13 protein-coding genes and 2 tRNA genes are annotated in these 18,997 nt (G+C 67.4%); 5 read left to right on the top strand and 10 right to left on the bottom strand.

Annotated elements, in window-relative coordinates; translation table 11 throughout:
* Positions 1–262 precede the first annotated feature (262 nt).
* A complete protein-coding gene (locus ABB28_RS15340) occupies positions 263–1,519 on the top strand; it encodes a glutamate-5-semialdehyde dehydrogenase (RefSeq protein WP_057687245.1) in 1,257 nt (418 codons plus the stop codon).
* Between the two features lie 140 nt (positions 1,520–1,659).
* On the opposite strand, the gene pgaD is transcribed toward ABB28_RS15340, so the two are convergent.
* The 10 genes from pgaD to ABB28_RS15290 all read right to left on the bottom strand — a co-directional run bounded on the left by pgaD (position 1,660) and on the right by ABB28_RS15290 (position 12,298).
* A complete protein-coding gene (gene pgaD / locus ABB28_RS15335; RefSeq protein WP_057687244.1) occupies positions 1,660–2,154 on the bottom strand; it encodes a poly-beta-1,6-N-acetyl-D-glucosamine biosynthesis protein PgaD in 495 nt (164 codons plus the stop codon).
* A complete protein-coding gene (gene pgaC / locus ABB28_RS15330; protein ID WP_057687243.1) occupies positions 2,151–3,401 on the bottom strand; it encodes a poly-beta-1,6-N-acetyl-D-glucosamine synthase in 1,251 nt (416 codons plus the stop codon). The genes pgaD and pgaC overlap by 4 nt, the downstream gene beginning before the upstream one ends.
* A gap of 1 nt (position 3,402) precedes the next feature.
* Positions 3,403–5,289, bottom strand: coding sequence for a poly-beta-1,6-N-acetyl-D-glucosamine N-deacetylase PgaB (pgaB, locus tag ABB28_RS15325; RefSeq protein ID WP_057687278.1), 1,887 nt, complete (start codon positions 5,287–5,289; stop codon positions 3,403–3,405).
* A gap of 16 nt (positions 5,290–5,305) precedes the next feature.
* Positions 5,306–7,342 carry a poly-beta-1,6 N-acetyl-D-glucosamine export porin PgaA gene (gene pgaA / locus ABB28_RS15320; RefSeq protein WP_057687242.1) on the bottom strand — a complete coding sequence of 679 codons (2,037 nt, stop codon included), beginning with the start codon at positions 7,340–7,342 and terminating at the stop codon, positions 5,306–5,308.
* Between the two features lie 350 nt (positions 7,343–7,692).
* Entirely contained in the window at positions 7,693–8,913 is a 1,221-nt protein-coding gene (locus ABB28_RS15315) for a CynX/NimT family MFS transporter (RefSeq protein WP_057687241.1), read from the bottom strand.
* A 173-nt stretch (positions 8,914–9,086) separates the two neighbouring features.
* Positions 9,087–9,163: transfer RNA gene (locus ABB28_RS15310), tRNA-Pro, on the bottom strand.
* A gap of 84 nt (positions 9,164–9,247) precedes the next feature.
* A tRNA-Pro gene (locus ABB28_RS15305) sits at positions 9,248–9,324 on the bottom strand.
* Positions 9,325–9,378: 54 nt separating this feature from the next.
* Positions 9,379–9,495, bottom strand: a complete 117-nt coding sequence (cydX, locus tag ABB28_RS15300; protein ID WP_042614095.1) for a cytochrome bd-I oxidase subunit CydX — start codon at positions 9,493–9,495, stop codon at positions 9,379–9,381.
* A 46-nt stretch (positions 9,496–9,541) separates the two neighbouring features.
* Positions 9,542–10,696: a cytochrome d ubiquinol oxidase subunit II gene (cydB, locus tag ABB28_RS15295; RefSeq protein WP_057687240.1), complete on the bottom strand. Its 1,155-nt coding sequence runs from the start codon at positions 10,694–10,696 to the stop codon at positions 9,542–9,544.
* 15 nt (positions 10,697–10,711) lie between these two features.
* Entirely contained in the window at positions 10,712–12,298 is a 1,587-nt protein-coding gene (locus ABB28_RS15290; protein ID WP_057687239.1) for a cytochrome ubiquinol oxidase subunit I, read from the bottom strand.
* Positions 12,299–12,490: 192 nt separating this feature from the next.
* Here ABB28_RS15290 and cydD point away from each other — a divergent pair, with 192 nt between their 5' ends.
* The 4 genes from cydD (at position 12,491) to ABB28_RS15270 (ending at position 18,991) form a co-directional block, all read left to right on the top strand.
* Positions 12,491–14,269, top strand: a complete 1,779-nt coding sequence (gene cydD, locus ABB28_RS15285; RefSeq protein WP_083492054.1) for a thiol reductant ABC exporter subunit CydD — start codon at positions 12,491–12,493, stop codon at positions 14,267–14,269.
* Entirely contained in the window at positions 14,266–15,951 is a 1,686-nt protein-coding gene (gene cydC, locus ABB28_RS15280; RefSeq protein ID WP_057687237.1) for a thiol reductant ABC exporter subunit CydC, read from the top strand. The genes cydD and cydC overlap by 4 nt, the downstream gene beginning before the upstream one ends.
* A 144-nt stretch (positions 15,952–16,095) precedes the next feature.
* On the top strand, positions 16,096–17,592 hold the full coding sequence (locus ABB28_RS15275; RefSeq protein ID WP_057687236.1) for a S8 family serine peptidase: 1,497 nt from the start codon (positions 16,096–16,098) through the stop codon (positions 17,590–17,592).
* A gap of 187 nt (positions 17,593–17,779) precedes the next feature.
* Positions 17,780–18,991 (top strand): trypsin-like serine peptidase, encoded by a 1,212-nt coding sequence (locus ABB28_RS15270; protein WP_057687235.1) that lies wholly within the window; start codon positions 17,780–17,782, stop codon positions 18,989–18,991.
* Positions 18,992–18,997: the final 6 nt, after the last annotated feature.

Raw genomic sequence — 18,997 nt, 5'->3', positions numbered from 1 at the left:
TCGGCTCCATGGTCAGGGTCGGGTTGCGGGCCGGGCGCTGGATTCAAAGGCCCGGCCCAGCATTGCGCACATGCGCCCGGGCAGCTTGAAGTCAGTACAGGTGCGCCCTGTGGCGCCGCCGATGAACCCGCAACGACGGCGAACGCTCCGACGGAAGGAGTCAGACCAGACAGGCGGGTGCGGGGTCACCCGGCCAAGGCCCAGTGCAGGCCTCGGCTATACTCCGGTTCCCACCTTGTGAACCCGGTCAGTGCCTGCTGCCATGAGCGATATCGAAGGACAAGCACGCGCCTGCCGCGCTGCGGCCACCGTGGTGGCCGGGCTCGACACGGTGCAGCGCACCGCGCTGCTGCAGTCCATGGCCGCTGCGCTGGAATCGCATGCCGGGCAGATCCTGGCCGCCAATGCACGCGATCTCGCCGCCGCGCGTGACAAGGGCATCGGCAGCGCGATGCTGGACCGGCTGATGCTGGACCCGCCGCGTCTGTTCGCGATGGCGCAGGCGCTGCGCGACGTGGCCGGGCTGCCGGATCCGGTAGGCCAGGTGACCCGTGACGACGTGCGTCCCAATGGCATCCGCGTACAGAAAGTGCGCGTGCCGCTGGGGGTGATCGCGATGATCTACGAAGCGCGCCCGAACGTCACCGCCGAGGCCGCGGCGCTGTGCCTGAAGGCCGGCAACGGGGTGATCCTGCGCGGCGGCTCGGAGGCGATCCATTCCAACACCGCCATCGCCGCCGCACTGGGCAGCGCATTGCCTGCGCACGGCGTGCCAGAGGCGGCGGTGACGGTGCTGACTGACCTGCGCCGCGAGGCGATGCTGGAACTGCTGCAACTGCATGACTTGATCGACCTGGCGATCCCGCGCGGTGGCGAAGGGTTGATCCGCTTCGTCGCCGAACATGCGCGCGTGCCGGTGATCAAGCACTACAAGGGCGTCTGCCATCTGTTCGTGGATGCCAGCGCCGATATCGATCAGGCCATCGACCTGCTGGTGGACGGCAAGTGCAGCCGGCCCTCGGCGTGCAACTCGCTGGAAACCCTGCTGGTGCACCGGGATGTCGCTGCGGAATTCCTGCCGCGCGCCGGCCAGGCGCTGGCCGCACGCGGCGTCGAGCTGCGCGCCGACGCCCTGTCCCTGCCGCTGCTGGCGGGCAGTACGGCGGCCACCGATGAAGACTACGCGGCCGAGTTCCTGGACCTGGTGATCGCGGTGAAAGTGGTGGACGATCTGGAGGCGGCCATCACGCATATCCGCCGCTACACCTCCGACCACACGGAAGTGATCGCTACGCGGGACGCGGACCACGCCGAACGCTTCATCCACGCCCTGCAGTCGGCGGTGGTGATGGTCAATGCATCATCGCGTTTTTCCGATGGCGGCCAGTTGGGGCTGGGCAGCGAGATCGGCATTTCCACCACGCGCCTGCATGCCTACGGCCCGATGGGCCTGGAAGCGTTGACGGTGGAACGTTTCGTGGTGCGCGGCGAAGGCCAGGTGCGTACGGCCAAGGCGTGACGACCAACGGTCGTCACCCACCGAGGCCAGGAGCAGACGGCCAGCGGCCGTCACTGGCGTGACGACCAACGGTCGTCACCCACCGAGGGCAGGAGCAGACGGCCAGCGGCCGTTACTACCGCAGGGCGGGTAGCCGCAGGTCAGCCGACCGCGAGCGGGCGCACCATCAGCACCTGTTCGGTCATGCCGACCGGGCGTGCATCATCATCCATGTGCAGCGTGACCGCCTTCGCCCCGGACAGCTGGCGTGCCAGCGCATCGCTGGCGCCAAGGTCGCGAGCGATCTCCGGCAGTGCGACATCCACGCGCGGGGTGCGCCGTTCCTTGCCGGCAAACCGGTAGCGGTTGTACTCGGCCCACAGGATCAACAGGGCCGCGCAGCCGATCAGCAGCACCGGCAGCGCGATGACGATGAACGGATCCAGCTGCTGCTTGCGCTCATACAACTGCAGCCACGCCAGGCGTCCACCGACCAGCCACGAAATCAACGTCAGCACCGGCGCCCACAGGTAGAAATAGAACGCCCAGAACGCGATGGTGACGAATCCCCATGCAGTGCGCTGCAGGCGTGGCTGCTGGCGCGGCTTCTGGATGAGGCGCGAATCGAAACGACGCGACGGCTTGTTGGCGTTCATCGAATTCCCCGGTCTGGACTGACCCAGGTGGCGCGCTTCCTGCCCCGCTTCATCAGCGTTTTCGGCAGTGCCACCAGGGTGGTGAAGAGGCTGATCAACCAGTAGGCCATCGGGTACCAGATCACCCAGAAGTAATTGCGGCCGATGTTGATTTCGTAACGACGGTCGATGATCAGGCTGCTGGCGAACTGCAGCAGGCAGACCAGCGCCAGGATCACGCCGTGCCACTGCGGCAGCAGCGTCTGGATGTACAGCGACGGCGGCAGTTCGACGAACTTGCCCAGCGCCCACAACACGATGATCAGCAGCATCACGTAGGCCCACAGCACGCTGAAGATGTACTCCACCAGCACGCCCCACATGCGGCGCTTGCGCCAGTTGAACAGGCTCATGCCATGCCGCAGCAGCACCTCCACGCCGCCCTGTGCCCAGCGCAGGCGCTGCTTCCACAGCCCGCGCAGGGTTTCCGGCATCAGGATGAAGCACAACGCATTGGGCTCGTAGCGGATGTCCCAGTGGTCCAGCTGCAGGCGCCAGCTGATGTCGATGTCTTCGGTGACCATGTCATCGGCCCAGTAGCCGATGCGATGCAGGGCGGTGCGGCGGAAGCCGGCGATCACCCCGGAGATGGTGAAGATGCGGCCGTAGACGCGCTGGGCCCGCTTGATCATGCCGATGATCGAGGAAAATTCGGCCACCTGCAGGCGGCCCAGCAGGGTGGAGCGGTTGCGGATGCGCGGGTTGCCGGTGACCGCGCCCACGCGCGGCCCGCTGGTCAGGTGCCAGACCATCCAGTGCATGGCGTGCTCTTCCAGCATCGCATCGCCATCGATGCACACCAGGTACTCCGAGCGCGCGGCCAGTGCGCCCATGCGCAGCGCGTTGGCCTTGCCCAGGTTGCGGTCCAGGTGCACCACGCGCAGGCGCGGATGGATCGCTGCCAGCGCGTCCAGGCGCGCGCCGGTGTCATCGCGGCTGCCATCGTTGATGGCGATCACTTCGAAGTCCGGGTAGCGCTGCGCCAGCGCCGCGCCGATGGTGTCGTCCAGGTTGTCCGATTCGTTGTGGCAGGGAATCAGCAGCGAAGCGAACGGGTACTCGTCCATCGGCGGCGGATCATTGCGGTCACGCGACTTCCGCTCCCGCCGGAAGAAGTAGTACAGGCCTCCCGACATCCAGAAGAACGCCATCACCATCGGGTAGAAGAAGGCGAACTGGAACAGGTAGTAGACAGGCGCGTGGTCCATGTCACCGCTCCGGGTAGGGGAAGTTGCGCGCCGACATCGCCGCGCGCGCATCGGCCGTGGAAGGCTTGTCCGCGATGAAGTCATCCGGGTACCACGCCAGGTGGCGCACGCCCTGTGCCTGCAGGCGGCGTACCTGCGCACGCAGGCGCTCGCCGGGGATCGCGGTCTGGGTGCGCCAGTCAACGGTCTGCAGTTCGAACAGGGTGTGCTTCAGCTCCGGATCGTGTTCGCGCACCGCGGCCACCAGCCGGTCCAGCCAGCGCTCCGGGTGGCGGCTGCCTTCCATCCACGGCATCGCCATCAGGGCGGTGTGGTCGTAGGCGGCGTTGAACAGGTCCAGGCGCTGGGCGAACCACGCCGCGCTCTGCGGCTCCAGCACCGGCTGTGCATACAGGTTGCGCACGGTGCCCAGCTTCGGTCGCCAGCGCTGCGCACGGTCGCGCAGGGCCAGGGTGAAGTCGATCAGCGCCTGGGTCCGGTTGCCGTCATCGCCTTCCTGCGCCAGGCCGGTGAGTTCGGTATCGCGCACGTAGGCATCGTCGTGGAACAGCAGGCCTTCGAAGTAGGAGTTGATCGCCAGGTCTTCGTAGATGTCCAGGATGATCTGGCGAGCGGCCGGCTTGGTGAAGTCCATCCGGTACATGCCGTCTTTTTCCGGACTGGCGATGCCCAGTGCCTGCTTCTGTGCCGGATCGGGCAGTTCATAGCCCAGCACCGGCAGCCACGCGTACACCTTCACGCCTGCGCGGGTCTTCAGCTGCCACGCCACGCGGTTGAACAGGTCTGCGCGCATCGGCAGGTGGCGATTGGGGAAATACAGCGCATCGGCGGTGTTGTTGCCGTCCGGATCGGCGAAGGCCTGCAGGTAGACGTGGGTCGGGCCGATCTTCTTGACCCGGTCGATCAGCGTGTCCAGGTTGCGCGCCAGCTGCGCCGGGTCTTTGTCATAGACCGCGTCCATGTCGATCTGCAGGGCGCGGGTGCCGTCCAGGTTGGTGTTGCGGCGCAGTTCGAAGGCCAGTCCGGTGACGTTCGGATTGCCGGTCACCAACAGGCGCGCCAGCCCGTGCAGGTCACGCGTGACCGGCGTGCTGCGGCCTTCCAGATCGAAGGACACCGGCATGCCGAGCTGCTCGGCGATGTCGTTGCTGAGCTGGTTGTAGGCCGCGTACGGCCAGACGATCGCCTGCGGACGCACGCCGAGGTTCTTTTCAATCAGCCCGGCACTGCGCGACAGGTCATCGCGCAGGCGCTTTTCATACGCAGCCGCGCTCTCGTAGGTACCGGTGGCCGGATCGTAAGCGCGGGTGATGACCGCCGGCGTGGAGTTGCCCTGCGGGTTGGACTGCACGCCGTGGTGCTGGTTGTCGGTATGGCTGGCCAGTTCGATCAGGCCGCTGTCCTTCATCTCGCGCAGCTGGTCCCAGGTCAGGAAATCATCGCGGCCGAACGGGCGGTAGCCGTAATCGATGGTGCGATCCGGGGCCATGTCCACGTAGTCGGTGATCACCGCCACCAGCGCCGGGTAGTTGTAGGCGCGCAGCAGCGGGTAGACCTTGCTGTAGACGCTGCGCAGGCCATCATCGAAGGTCAGCAGCACCGGCTTGGGCGGCAGCGTCGCTTCCCCGCGCGATGCCTTGACCAGCTGGCTCAGCGACACCGGGTGGTAGCCGTGCGCGGACAGCCAGTCCAGGTGGGCGGCGAAGTTCTGCGTGCTCACCGCATAGGCATCCGGATCGCCCTTGGCGGCCACGTCATCGCGGATGTCGTGGTAGCTCAGCACCAGCAGGCCGTTGCCGGCCGCATCCAGTTCCGGGCGGGTCTGGGCCTGCAGCGGCGCGCACAGCGCCAGCAGCACCAGCAGGATCATCATCATCGGCAGTCGCATGTCGCTCACTCGCATCTCATTCTCCCCAGCGCAGGCCGGCTTCCAGGCCGACATGCCGCTCGCGTTGGCCGTCATACACCGGACGCGACCAGCGCACCCCGTACTCGAAAATGCGCCCCGCGCCGATCTGCCACTCGTGGCGATACTCCACCGAGGGCACCAGTGCGCTGCCGAAGTCTTCCTGCCAGTAGTCGCCGACCGACACGGTCAGGCGGTGGCGGAAATGCTTCTCGTAGTGCCGCCACAACTGCTGGTCGATGCGCAGGCCGATTTCCACCGAGCGGTCGCGCGAGGGATTGAAGTAGGGCACGTCATCGCGGCTGCCACGGCTGGCATACAGGCTGCCCAGCCCGTCCACCTGCAGGGTCGGGCGGCTGAGCAGGCGCTGCTCCACCGAGGTGCTGACGGTGTCGCGGCGGTTGCCGTCGTCATAGCGGTACTGGCTGGCGCCGATCCGCCACTGCGTACGCTCGTTGCGGGTATAGGTCGTGGCCAGCGCCACGCTGTCAGCGGTGATGCCCGATACGCGGGCCTGCATCGAGGCATCGGCATCGTTGCGTGCGGCGCTGGCGCCGATGTGCCACTGGTCGTTGAACTGCCAGCCGAGTCCGGCGCGCAGGCCGGTATCGCCGACGTCGTCATTCGGGTGCAGCACCACCAGCTCGCCATCCAGCTGGTCGAAGCGGTAGTTCACCCCGGCCCCGAACCACCACGGGTTGATGCGCTGGTTCTGGAAGTCCACCGAACGGCGGTCTGCAAAGGCCAGCACCCGCCAGCGATCGGCCAGGATCGGCGAAGAGGCCTGCACGCGGTAGCTGCCATCGTCGTTGCCCAGCGGCGAAGCGCCGCCACCGCCACTGCTGCGGCCGACTTCCGCATTGGCTTCCAGCTGCCAGCCGCGGTGCGCGCGCCAGGCGCGGTCCATGCGCTGCACCGAAGGCTGGTTCGGGTAGCGGGCCAGCAGGTCGTCGTGTATCGGACGGGCGCGGTCGTCGCGCTGCAGCGCGATGTGGGACTCGAACATGCCGATGCGCGGAGAGACATCGCGCGGATCCAGCGTGTAGGCCATCTGGTGGCGCTCCAGCGCACGCCGTGGCCATCCGCGCATCTGGTACACGCCGCCCAGCGCGGTCTGCAGGCCGCCGTTGCCCGGGCCGATCGCCACCCGCTGTTCCAGCTCGGCCTGGGCCGTGGGCAGGTCGTTGCTGTAAGCGCGGATCATCGCCAGGTTGAGGTCGGCCTCATAGCGGGCCCAGTTGGCGTAGGGCGCACGCGCGTTCGGGCCCCAGCGCCAGATCGGCTCGTCCTTCTGCCAGGCCACCAGGTAGTCGATGGCGGTGTCCGCCTGTTCGGTTTCCAGGTACGCATAGGCCAGTTCCGAGCGCGCCTGGAAGCGCGAAGGGTCGTTCTTCACGGCCTGCGACAGCACCGGGATCGCCTCGTCCGGATGCTGGGTGGCCATCAGCGAGTCGCCCACCGCCGGCAGCACGTAGTCGGGCAGCTCGATGCCATCGGCGCGCAGGGCGAGATACTCCTCGCGCAGCTGGGCGTGGCGGGACAAGCGGTTGAGCAGGATCAGGCGGTCCAGGCGGATGCGCCGGGGGGCCTGCGCCAGCGGGATGCCGTCGCGCCGCAGGTAGTTTTCCATCAGCGCCAGGGTGTCTTCGGCTTCATCCAGGCGGGTGTCTTCGCTTTCGCCATAGGCCATGCTCCAGCCCACCAGGCGAGCCAGGTAGTCCGCTTCGAAGCGTTCCTTCTGGCCCGCATCGAACAGGTCCGGGCGTGCCTGGTACAGCTGCCAGGCACGGCTGGCATTGCCGATATCACCCAACGTCAGCACCTGCAGCTTGTACAGCAGGTCGTCGCCGGGACTGGACTGCTGCGCGCGCTCGATCGCCGCCAGCGCATCCAGCCACTGGGCCTGGTCGCGATGGCGGCTGATTTCAGCCATCTGCTCGGCGCGGTTGGCGGGGGCAAGGGCGGCATGCGCGCCTGTCGCCAGGACGAGGCAGGCCAGGCCGACGCAACGCGCCAGCGGACGATGGACAAACATGAAACCCCCAGGAGCTGGTTCGTGCGATAAAGAATTAGAAAGTGTGACGCACATCACGTGCCAAGCCCCTGCAACGACGCGTTGCGGAGCCGCGTGATGAAATCGAGGGATGCGAAGGCGGGCCGGTCCAGCCTGATCGTGCCTGCTGCCAGTGACTTTGCCCGCATCCTTGCCCCTATACGCAATGCGGGGGCGACTGGATGCACGTCCGGCTACGGACGTTCATGCTGCGGCCGCCACCGCAGGAAGACGCCCTGCGACAGATGCAGGGTCGACAAGTGACGCGTTGCGTCAGTTGCGACGGATCATAACGCGATTGTCGTGGATGGCTTTTCACCCAGCGACGTGTTTCACCACAGGTCTTCGAGCTTGCGCGGCTTGCAGGCGAACCACGACGCGCACAGCATCACCAGCGCGCAGCAGAACAGGAACCCGAACGGCAACGTCCAGCTGCCGCTCATGTCGTGCAGCCAACCCACCAGGAAAGGACCCAGGCAACTGAAGCTGTAGCCGACGCCCTGCATGAAGCCGGACAGCGCGGCCGATCCGGTCGGGGTGCGGGTGCGCAGGTTGATCAGGGTGAGCGCGAGCGGGAAGGTCGACGGACCCAGGCCCAGCAGGCAGGCCCACAGCAGCGGGGCCTTCATCGGCGCCAGCAGCAGCCCGGCGAAGGCCACCACGAAGGCGCCGAAGCCGATCAGCACCAGCGGGAACGGGTTGGCCATGCGCACCGCAAGCGACGGAATCACCAGCGAAGGCAGCAGGCCCAGCGCGGAGAACATCGCCACCATCACCCCGCCGAAGGCCGGCGATGCGCCGGCTTCGACCACGATGCGCGGCAGCCAGGTGAACATCGAATAGGTCATCAGCGAGGTCATGCCGAACATCAGCGTCATGCCCCAGCCCAGCGAGGTCGCGGAGACCCGGCCGTGCGGCTGGGCGCCCGGATCCGGGCTGTCGGTGATCACATCGTGGCGCGGGGTGCGGCGCACCAGCATCAGCCACGGCAGGGTCGCGGCCAGGGCCAGCAGCGCCCACATGCCCAGCGACACGCGCCAGCCGGCCGCGTTGGCAACCGGCACCGCCAGCAACGCCGGCAGCATGGTGCCCAACTGCAGCGCGCTGATGTACAGCGTGCTCATCGTGCCCACCTTGTTGGCGAAGTAACGCTTCACCAGCGGGGGCACCACCACGTTGCCGATCCCCATGCCGGCCAGCGCGATGACCGAACCGGCCAGCAGGCTGCCCATGCCGACCGCACTGGAGCGCAGCAGCAGGCCGACCAGCGCCAGCGACATCGCCAGCAGCGTGGTGCGTTCCAGGCCGAGGCGGCGCGCCAGCAGGGGCGTGCACACACCGAACAGCGCGAACGAAGCGGTCGGCAGCATGCCGAGCACGCCGGTCATGGTGGTGCCGAAGCCGAAGGTCTGGCCCAGCACGTCCAGCAGCGGGGTGACCGAGGTCACCGCGGTGCGCAGGTTGACCGCGGCCAGCACGATGGCGGCGAAGACCAGGGCGCGCCCGTGCAGCAGCGAAGGCGCAGGCGATGACGGGGAGGCGGTGGGGCTCATGGTGGATCCTTGCCGGTGGCGCGCGCGGCGGCCTCCGGATGCAACGGCGGCACCGGGCGAACGCCGGTGCGGCAGGGTGGGGGAGGTGGCCATTGTACGTCGCCAGCAAAAACGACAGGCACAAAAAAACCCGGGAGACCGTCGTCTTCCAGGTTTCTTCGTGACCAACAAAGTGGTCGGGGAGACAGGATTCGAACCTGCGACCTCTACGTCCCGAACGTAGCGCTCTACCAGACTGAGCTACACCCCGAAGGGTAGCCGCCTATCATATCGATTCCCGCACTCGGCGGCAAGGGGAATCTGATTTTTCCTTCGGTCGTTCCGACCACCAGAGTGGTCGGGGAGACAGGATTCGAACCTGCGACCTCTACGTCCCGAACGTAGCGCTCTACCAGACTGAGCTACACCCCGAAGGAGCCGCCTAAGATACCGTGTGAAGGCCAAGGCGGCAACACTTTTGTTACATCATTTGCCGTCGCGGCCGTCGATGCTGCCCGACTCGCGGGCTTCGAACCACATGCCGTTGAGGATGGCCACGACCGAGGCCAGGCCGGTGCCGAGGATCCAGGCGAAATACCACATGGTGCGCTCCTTCAAGAGGTGCCGGCGGTTGGCCGGCACGTGGGGGTCAATACGCGTTGGGGTTGTCTGACATGTCTTCGGCCGTGGTCTTGCCCTTCAGCACCCGGTAGACCCAGGTGGTGTAGGCCAGCACGATCGGCAGGAAGATCACCGTGGCCACCAGCATGATGAACAGCGTGAGGTGGCTGGAGGAGGCATCCCATACGGTCAGGCTGGAACCGGGCTGGCTGGAGGAGGGCAGCAGGAACGGGAAGATCGCGAAACCGACGGTCAGGATGATGCCGGTGATCGACGCCCCCGAGGCCAGGAACGCCAGGCCGCCACGCCGGGCACGCAGCAGCACCGCACTGGCCAGTGCGCCAAGCAGGCCGACGATCGGTGCCAGCAGGGTGGCCGGCATGCTGCTGTAGTTGCGCAGCCAGCCGCCGGCCGCGGCGCCCTCGGCGGCGGTTTTCAGCAAGGGATTGGTCGGGCCATCGGTGACCACCTGCGAGGTGATTTCATAACCCGGCAGGCCGAAGGCCACCCAGGCGCCGGCCAGGGCGAACAGCACGAAGCTGAGCAGCGCCGCCACGCTGCCATAGCGGGCGGAGCGTTCGGCCACCGGGCCGTCGGTCTTCAACACCAGCATGGCCGCCCCGTGCGACACCAGCATCGCCACGCTGACCCCTCCGGCGATCAGTGCGAACGGGGTGAGCAGGCCGAAGAACGAGCCGGTGTAGAAGATCCGCATGCTGTCATCGAAGTGGAACGGCACGCCCAGCAGCACGTTGCCCACCGCCACGCCGGCGATCAGGCCGGGCAGCAGGCCGCCGACGAACAGCACCCGGTCCCAGTTGTCGCGCCAGCGCTTGCCGGGCATCTTGCTGCGGTACTTGAAGCCCACCGGGCGCAGGATCAGGCCGAACAGCATGGCGAAGATGGCCAGGTAGAAGCCGGAGAAGCTGACCGCGTACAGCGGCGGCCAGGCGGCGAAGATCGCACCGCCGCCCAGTACCAGCCAGACCTGGTTGCCTTCCCACACCGGGCCGATGGTGTTGATCACCAGCCGGCGTTCGTCGTCGGTCTTCGCCACGAACGGCAGCAGCGTGCCGACACCGAGGTCGAAGCCATCCATCACCGCCCAGCCGATCAGCAGGATGCCCAGCAGCAGCCACCAGATGATGCGCAGGGTGGTGTAATCGAGTCCAAGGAATTCCATCGGGGTTCTCCTGCCTTACGCCTGGCCTGGGGCCGGGGCGGCATTGTGGGAAACGGACGCGCGCGGCGCCTGCAGGGACGGCAGGATCTCGTCGGGGCCGGTGCGGATGGCCTTCAGCATCAGCTTGACCTCGATCACCAGCAGCACCGTGTACAACAGCGTGAACACCGCCAGGGTGGTCAGGATTTCATGCAGGGCCAGGCCGGAGGCAGCGTAGAACGTGGGCAGCACGCCATCCACGGCCCACGGCTGGCGACCGTATTCGGCAACGAACCAACCGCATTCGATGGCGATCCACGGCGCCGGCAGCGACCACAGGGCCAGGGTCAGGAACCAGCGCTTGTCCTGGAAGTTGTTGCGGCAGGAGTAATAGAACGCCAGTGCGAAGAAGGCGATCAGGTAGAAGCCCAGCCCGGCCATGATGCGGAAGGTCCAGAACAGCGGAGCGACCCGCGGTACGGTGTCCATCGCCGCCTTGCTGATTTCTTCCGGCGTGGCGTTGCCGATGTCGTCGCGGTAGCGCTTCAGCAGCAGGCCATGGCCGAGGTCCTGCCAGTGGCGGTCGAACATCTCGCGCGCCTGCAGATCGTTCTTGTCCGCACGCACGCGCTGCAGCGCCCCGTAGGCGATCTGACCGCCGCGGATGCGGTGCTCGGCCCGTTCCACCAGTTCCAGGATGCCGGGAATCGGCTGGTCCACCGAACGGGTGGCGATCAGCCCCATCAGGTAGGGGATCTTGATCGCGAAGTCGTTCTGCTGGGTCGCCTGGTTGGGAATGCCGAAGGCGGTGAAGTCCGCCGGTGCCCGCTCGGTCTCCCACATCGCTTCGATCGCAGCCAGCTTCATCTTCTGGTGTTCACTGGCGGCATAACCGCTTTCGTCACCCAGCACCACCACCGACAGCGAGGACAGCAGGCCGAAGGCGGCCGCCACTGCGAAGGAGCGGCGCGCCATGTCACGGTGCTTGTTGCGCAGCAGGTAGAACGCACTGATGGACATCACGAAGATCGCACCGGTCACGTAGCCGGCGCTGACGGTGTGCACGAACTTGGCCTGCGCCACCGGGTTGAGCAGCACCGCGGCGAAGTCGACCACCTCCATGCGCATCGTTTCCGGGTTGAACACCGCGCCGGTGGGGTTCTGCATCCAGCCGTTGGCGATCAGGATCCATACCGCCGACAGGTTGGTGCCCAGCGCCATGAACCAGGTTACGGCCAGGTGCTTGACCGGGGTCAGCCGCTTCCATCCGAAGAAGAACAGCCCGATCAGGGTGGCTTCGAGGAAGAACGCCATCAGGCCTTCGATCGCGAGCGGCGCACCGAAGATGTCGCCGACGTAATGGCTGTAGTAGGACCAGTTCATGCCGAACTGGAACTCCATTACCAGGCCGGTGGCCACGCCGATGGCGAAGTTGATGCCGAACAGCGTGCCCCAGAACAGGGTCATCTGGCGCCAGACCGGCTTGCGGGTCATGACGTACACGCTTTCCATGATGGCCACCAGGAAGGACAGGCCAAGGGTGAGCGGGACGAAGAGGAAGTGGTACATCGCGGTCAGGGCGAACTGCAGCCGCGACAGTTCTACGACTGTCGAATCAATCATGGCCTGGCTACCTCGTGGGATAGTGCCGTTGGGGTTGCGGGAAGGGTGGTCTACGTGGAGCGATGATGTGACCCACTACTTCGAACAGCCTTGATTCAGATCAATGTATGAAGGGATCCCCGGCGCAATCGTATGCCAACCGCTACGTCGGTGCGACCGGGCGCCGCAGGGGTGCAGGGAGCTGCGCCTACAATGCCCCCACACCGTTCCAGCCGAGCCACCGTGAGCCAGGACATCGAAACCCAGTTGATCCAAGCCCAGCGCCACGAAGCGCTGCAGCGCAAGGCGCGCCAGCACTGGTTGGATACGCTGGGAGCCGCGGCAAGCGGCCGCCGCCGGCTGGCCGCCACCGCGATCAGCGTTTCCGGGGTGCTGCTGGTGGCCCAGGCCGGGGCGATTGCCTGGCTGGTCCAGCACGTGCTGTTCGAAGGCGCACCGCTGGCCGACGGCGCGTGGGTGCTGGCGGGGCTGGGCGTGGTGCTGCTGCTGCGCACCCTGCTGGGCAGCGCGACCCAGGCGTGCGCCGGCGATGTAGCCGATGCAGCACGGCTGGCGCTGCGCGAACGTGCCTATGCCAGCGTGCTGGGCAAGGGGCCACTGTGGCTGCGGCAACAGCGCAGCGGCGAGCTTGGCGAAGTGATGCTGGCCCATGCCGATGCCATCGAGAACTACTACAGCGGCTTCCAGCCGGTGCGCATCGAGGTGGTGGTGGTGCCGCTGATCATCGCCGTGGCAGTGGCCTGGGTGGACTGGGTGGTGGCGATCATCTTCATCGCGACCGCGCCGCTGGTGCCGTTCTTCATGATGCTGGTGGGCTGGGGCGCCGAAGCGGCCGGGCGCGCCCAGTTGGGTGAGCTGGCACGGATGAGCGGGCACTTCGCCGACCGTATCAAGGGACTGGGCCTGCTGCGCCTGTACGGCCGCGGCCAGGCCGAACTGGAGGGCGTGGCCGAGGCCGCCGATGGCGTGCGCGAGCGCACGATGAAAGTGCTGCGGATCGCGTTCCTTTCCTCCACCGTGCTGGAGTTTTTCGCATCGGTCAGCGTGGCGATGGTGGCGCTGTACCTGGGCCTGAGCTACCTCGGCATGATGTCCCTGCATGCGCAGGTGCCCACGCTGGGGGCGGGCCTGTTCTGCCTGCTGCTGGCACCGGAATTCTATGCGCCGCTTCGTCGCCTCGCCGCGCACTACCATGATCGTGCCAACGCGCTGGCCGCTGCCGCGGAGATCGAACGCCTGCTCGGCGAGCTGCCCGGGCCTGCGGTGGGACCTGCCCCGCGGCGGGCGCCGGTCAGTGTGCCTGCAGAGCCGGTGCAGGTGCACGCGCCCGTGCTGCAGGCGCGTGGGCTGGTCCTGCGCCCGCTGGGTGCAGGCCACGATGTGCTGCAGGACCTCGGTTTCCAGCTGGAACCGAACCAGCGACTGGCGGTTGTGGGGCCCAGCGGCAGCGGCAAGAGCACCCTGCTTGAAGCCTTGGCCGGCTGGCTGCCGCCACGCGAGGGCAGCATCACCGTGCGTCCGGGACTGGAAGTCGGTTATGCCGGCCAGCGCCCCTATCTGTTCCACGGCAGCATCGCCGACAACCTGCGGCTTGCCGATCCAACCGCCAGCCTGGCCACCCTGCGCCAGGCGGCCGGGGCCGCGCAGGTGCTGGCCTTCGCCGACCGCCTGCCCGACGGACTGGATACGGTGATCGGCGAGCGCGGCTTCGGTTTGTCCGGCGGTGAAGCGCGGCGCATCGGCCTGGCCCGGCTGCTGCTGCGCAATCCCGGCATCCTGCTGCTGGATGAACCCACCGCGTTCCTGGATCCGCGTACCGAAGCGGCCCTGCTGCAGGCGCTGGCGATCCATGCGCGCGGTCGCAGTGTGATCATCGCCACCCACAGCCCCGCGGCCATCGCCTGGGCCGACAGCACGTTGCGGCTGCCCGACGGCCTGCTGCACCCCGACCCGCGGCAGGTGCGCGCATGAGCGCCGCGCAACGCGATCCGCTGCGCAGGGTGTTCGCCCGCCACACGCCCCGCCTGCTGCTGACAGTCCTTTTGTTGTGGACCACGATGCTGGCCGGGACGGCGCTGCTCGGCCTGTCCGGCGGCTTCCTGACCGCGGCCGCGCTGGCTGGTGCTGCCGGCCTTGGCAGCGGGTTCAACTTCTTCTCGCCCTCGGCGGGCATCCGCGGCCTGACCATGGCGCGGATCGTGTCGCGCTACTTCGAAAAGCTGGTCGGCCACGATGTGACCCTGCGCATCGCGCGCGATGCACGGGTATGGTTCTTCCGCCGCGCCTTGCCGCTGGCACCGGCGCGGCTGGGCGGCACGCGTACCGGCGAACTGCTGGCCCGGTTGCTGGGCGACATCGCCGAGGTGGATGGTCTGTTCGTGCGCGCGCTGGGTCCGCTGGCCGCGCTGGCCGCGCTGAGCCTGGTGGCGATCGGATCGGCGTGGCTGATCCTGCCCCAGGCCGCGGCGCTGCTGGCGGCCATGGCCGTGCTGGTCGGCGTGGGCGTCCCGTGGCTGGGGGTGCGCGGACGCGCCGGCGAAGAAGGCGACCGCGCAGCACACCGCACGCAGCTGCGCACGCTGTCCCTGGAGGGCATCGAGGGGGCTGCCGACCTGGCGGCGCTGGATGCGCTGGACCATTGGCAGGGCAGGGTGGACGTGGCCGCGCGGCAGCTTCGCGCGCGTGATCGTCGGCGGCGCTGGCGCCTGCTGGCCGGCACGACGTTGCATGGCGTGGTGACCGGCGGCGGCCTGTTGGCCATGCTGGTGCTGGCGTTGTCAGCCCATGAAACCGGGCGCCTGGATGCACCGATGGCCGCCGGGCTGGTGTTCCTCAGCGTGGCCCTGATCGAACTGTGGGCCGGGCTGGGGCTGGCCTGGCAGGCATTGCAGTCCGGCCAGGTGTCGGTGTCCCGGCTGCAGTCCATCGTCGACCAGCCGCCGATGGTCAGTGAGCCTGCATCGCCGCGACCCCTGCCGACGGTCCCGGCGGCAGTGTGCTGGGAAGGCGTTTCGTTCGCCTGGATGGAGGGCGGGCGCAGCGTACTGGATGGCGTGGACCTGACCTTGGAGCCCGGCCGGCGCATCGCCATCGGCGGCGACAGCGGCAGCGGCAAGACCACCCTGTCCAGCCTGCTGCTGCGCCTGTATGACCCGAGCGGCGGACGCATCACCCATGGTGGGATCGACATCCGCCACTACGCGCAGGATGACTGGCACCGACAGCTGGCGTGGCTGCCGCAGCACGCACCGGTGTTCGCCGGCAGCGTGTCCGACAACCTGCGTCTTGGTGATCCCGGCGCCAGCGACGCCGCGTTGTGGGCGATGCTGGAGCGGGTGCGGCTGGGCGACTGGGCGCGCGCGGTCGGTGGCCTGCAGGGCTGGGTCGGCGAGAACGGCGCTACCCTGTCGGCGGGGCAGGCGCGGCGCCTGGCGCTGGCGCGTGCGTTGCTCCGCGGCGCACCTGTGCTGGTACTGGACGAACCTACCGAAGGGTTGGACGTGGATGCCGCCCATGCACTGCTGGCTGACCTGCCGGCGCTGCTCGAAGGTCGCAGCCTGCTGATCATCACCCATGATCCACTGCCTGCCGGCGTGGTGGACCAGGTGTACCGGCTGCAGGCCGGACGGCTGCACGTGGTGGAGCCTGGCTGAGTCCGCCAGCGTCAGGTGATTCCCGGAGCTGGCGCCGCAGCGTTGTCCGATGGAAGCAATCCGGGCGTTCAGCACACTGGAGATGCGCCACACCGTGGCGCGTGCGGGCCTCGACCCGCGCCACTGTCCCCAGGAGGAATCTCCATGCGCCTGACCTTGTCCCAGGCCCTGTTCGCCAGCGCTGCCTGCTCCCTGCTGCTGTCGCCCGCCATCGCCGGCGCGCAGGCCGGCAACGATGATCCGGCGTGGTCCATCGAAAAACCCCGGCAGACCCGGATCGGCCCTGGCTACTCGCAGGACCTCATCGAAGTGAAGTTCCGCAATGCCGATCGCACCGCGCCCGGCAAGGCCGGCTGGACCTCCCGCCGCAGCGGCGCTTTGCCCCGGCTTGACGCGTTGACTGCAGCGGATGGACCGGTGCTGCGGGTCACCCCGCTGTTTTCCGCCGATGTCGTGCACGACACGTCGCATCGCGTGGACCTGCCCGCACTGGGCCAGTGGTATCGCATGCAGCTGAAAGCGGGACAGGACGCGGCAGCCATCATCGACCTGCTGAACGGCATGGATGCGGTGGAAATCGCCTATGCCGCACCGCTGCCGGCGCCACCGCCATCGGTCGCTCCGGCGCCCGCCACCATGCAGTGGGCGTCACCGCTGTTCGTCGAGCGGCAGGGGTACGCGCTGGCTGCCCCGACCGGTATCGATGCCGTCCACGCACGCACGGTGCCGGGGGGCGATGGAAAGGGCATACGCGTGGTCGACATTGAATACAGCTGGAACTGGCAGCACGAGGACCTGACCAAACTGCGCGTGCCGGGAACCTGGATCAAGCAGGGCGCCAGCATCAGTGATCCGTTCAACGACAACAACCACGGCACATCGGTGCTGGGCGAGATGATCGCCGATGACAACGGCTTCGGGGTGCGCGGGCTGGTCAGTGGTGCCACGCCGCACTACGTCAACGTCACCAGTCCACAGACCGGCTACAACGCGGCCAATGCAGTGGCGCTGGCAGCGGCGAAGCTCGCGCCGGGCGATGTGATCCTGATCGAACAGCAGTTCCCCGGCCCGGCGCCGTGCAATGGCTATGTGGCACCCGAATGGATCCCATCGATCTACGACGCGGTGGTTTCCGCGGTCAGGCGTGGCATCCACGTGGTGGAGACCGCAGGCAACGGCAACGTCAACCTGGACGCTGGCTGCTTCGGTCCCGGTTTTCCGCGCGGGCGGCCTGACTCCGGCGCCATCCTGGCGGGCGCGGGCGGTGCGGCGGCCACGCAGTGGTGCAGGGACAGCGTGGTGCCCCGCTCCAGACTGGGTTTCTCCACCCACGGACGCCGGGTAAACCTGCAGGGGTGGGGCGGCTGCGTGGCCACCACCGGAGGCCGCGACCTGTACAGCGGGGGGCCCAACGCGAGCTACACGCAGCGTTTCAACGGTACCTCCAGCGCGGGACCGATCGTGGCTTCGGCGGTCGCTGCGGTGTCCGGCGCCGCCAAGGCGCGCGGGACCTCGCTCACCCCGTTGCAGATGCGCAACCTGCTGGTGGAAACCGGCACGCCGCAGGTCGGCAACAATGGCCACATCGGCCCCCTGCCCAACCTGCGTGCGGCGCTGGACCGGCTTGCCGGCATGCCATGACCTGACAGCTGAAGGCAGCGCCGGCATGGACGGTCGCTGCTGAATCGTGATGCGCAGGTCCGGCACTGCAGATGCCGGCACCAACGCACGTTGACAACCCCGCAGGCGTCGGGTGGTTGCCCGACGTCACTTCATGGCAGAGGGCCGCACCGCCCCGTCGAATTGAGTCGATTTCCTGGAGCGCACAATGAACCATGCATCATCAAACGTCCGTCGGCTGGGCTGTGTCCTGGCCCTGAACACACTGTTTTCCCTGGCTGCCAGCGCAGCTGAGCCGCTTGTCGCGGGGATCACCCGCGCGACGGACCTGCGGCTGGTCTCCACTGCGTCGCGCGGTGCAGCTGAAACCAAACCCATCGTTGTGACCGCACAGCATGCCAGCTACATCAAGATCCACCTCAGCCAGTTCGATCTGCCACGGGGCGTAACGCTGGAGATAGCCAGTCCGGACGGATCGGAAGTCCACCGCTACAGCAGCAAGGCCCGTGATGCCCACACCGTTGATGCTGCCCTTGATGAGGACGGTCTCTCAAGCTTCGGTGCGATGTCCATCCACGGCGACACTGCCATCCTGCGCCTGACCGGCACGGCGGAAGAGCCTTGGGAAGGCCATCACGGCGTCCACGTTGCACACTATGACGAAGGGTTGCCGCTTGACCAGGTTGCCCGGTCTGCTGCGGCCAGCCCGCCGGAAGGTGCGGCTGCAGGGCCGCGCGCGATCTGCGGCGCCAATGACCTGCAGCCGGTTGCCTGCCTGGCAGGTCATGACAGCCAGGCGTACAACGCGGCCAGGCCGGTGGCACGGCTGCTGATCGGTGGACGTTCCCTGTGTACCGCCTGGCGGGTGGGCAGCGACAACCGACTGTTCACCAACAATCACTGCTTCAACAGTGCCGCAGGTGTCGCCTCCACGGAGGTCTGGTTCAACCATCAGGCAGCGCAGTGTGGCAGCGGGGTCCCGGCGGCAGTTACGAAGGTGAGTGGCGCTGCGCTGCTGAAGACCGATGCCGCACTCGACTACAGCCTGTTCACGGTCAACCAGTTCGAGAACATCGCGCGCTTTGGTTACCTCGGCCTGGACGTCGGCACGCCCCGGCCAGGCCAGGAAATCTTCATCCCGCAACATCCTGGTGGTCGCCTGAAAGAGCTGTCGGTCACCAGCGACGCGCAGGGTGGGGGGCGTTGCACGCTCATCAGCACCGCCGCCAACGGCGGGCGGGACGCCAGCTACAGTTGCGATACCCAAGGCGGAAGCTCCGGTTCGCCGGTCATCGGGCGTGCCAGCAACCGCGTGGTCGCACTTCATCACCTCGGTTGGGGCAACTGCACCAATTCCGGGGCGAGGATCGACCTGATCTGGCCGCAGGTAAAGCAGTACTTCAACAACATCGTGCCCTGATCGATC

Source organism: Stenotrophomonas chelatiphaga, from assembly GCF_001431535.1.
Classification (GTDB): Bacteria; Pseudomonadota; Gammaproteobacteria; order Xanthomonadales; family Xanthomonadaceae; genus Stenotrophomonas; species Stenotrophomonas chelatiphaga.
Note: the sequence above shows the minus strand (reverse complement) of the source record. Positions and strands in the feature narration are given on the sequence as shown.

Bases quoted from the DNA above. Each gene is read 5' to 3' on its own strand.
- cydX (WP_042614095.1), bottom strand. From the start codon at position 9,495: ATGTGGTATTTCGCCTGGATCCTCGGCACCGGCCTGGCCTCGGTCGTG.
- ABB28_RS15340 (WP_057687245.1), top strand. From the start codon at position 263: ATGAGCGATATCGAAGGACAAGCACGCGCCTGCCGCGCTGCGGCCACC.
- pgaD (WP_057687244.1), bottom strand. From the start codon at position 2,154: ATGAACGCCAACAAGCCGTCGCGTCGTTTCGATTCGCGCCTCATCCAG.
- cydB (WP_057687240.1), bottom strand. From the start codon at position 10,696: ATGGAATTCCTTGGACTCGATTACACCACCCTGCGCATCATCTGGTGG.
- cydC (WP_057687237.1), top strand. From the start codon at position 14,266: ATGAGCGCCGCGCAACGCGATCCGCTGCGCAGGGTGTTCGCCCGCCAC.
- pgaA (WP_057687242.1), bottom strand. From the start codon at position 7,342: ATGTTTGTCCATCGTCCGCTGGCGCGTTGCGTCGGCCTGGCCTGCCTC.
- ABB28_RS15290 (WP_057687239.1), bottom strand. From the start codon at position 12,298: ATGATTGATTCGACAGTCGTAGAACTGTCGCGGCTGCAGTTCGCCCTG.
- ABB28_RS15315 (WP_057687241.1), bottom strand. From the start codon at position 8,913: ATGAGCCCCACCGCCTCCCCGTCATCGCCTGCGCCTTCGCTGCTGCAC.
- ABB28_RS15275 (WP_057687236.1), top strand. From the start codon at position 16,096: ATGCGCCTGACCTTGTCCCAGGCCCTGTTCGCCAGCGCTGCCTGCTCC.
- cydD (WP_083492054.1), top strand. From the start codon at position 12,491: ATGCCCCCACACCGTTCCAGCCGAGCCACCGTGAGCCAGGACATCGAA.
- ABB28_RS15270 (WP_057687235.1), top strand. From the start codon at position 17,780: ATGAACCATGCATCATCAAACGTCCGTCGGCTGGGCTGTGTCCTGGCC.
- pgaC (WP_057687243.1), bottom strand. From the start codon at position 3,401: ATGGACCACGCGCCTGTCTACTACCTGTTCCAGTTCGCCTTCTTCTAC.
- pgaB (WP_057687278.1), bottom strand. From the start codon at position 5,289: ATGCGACTGCCGATGATGATGATCCTGCTGGTGCTGCTGGCGCTGTGC.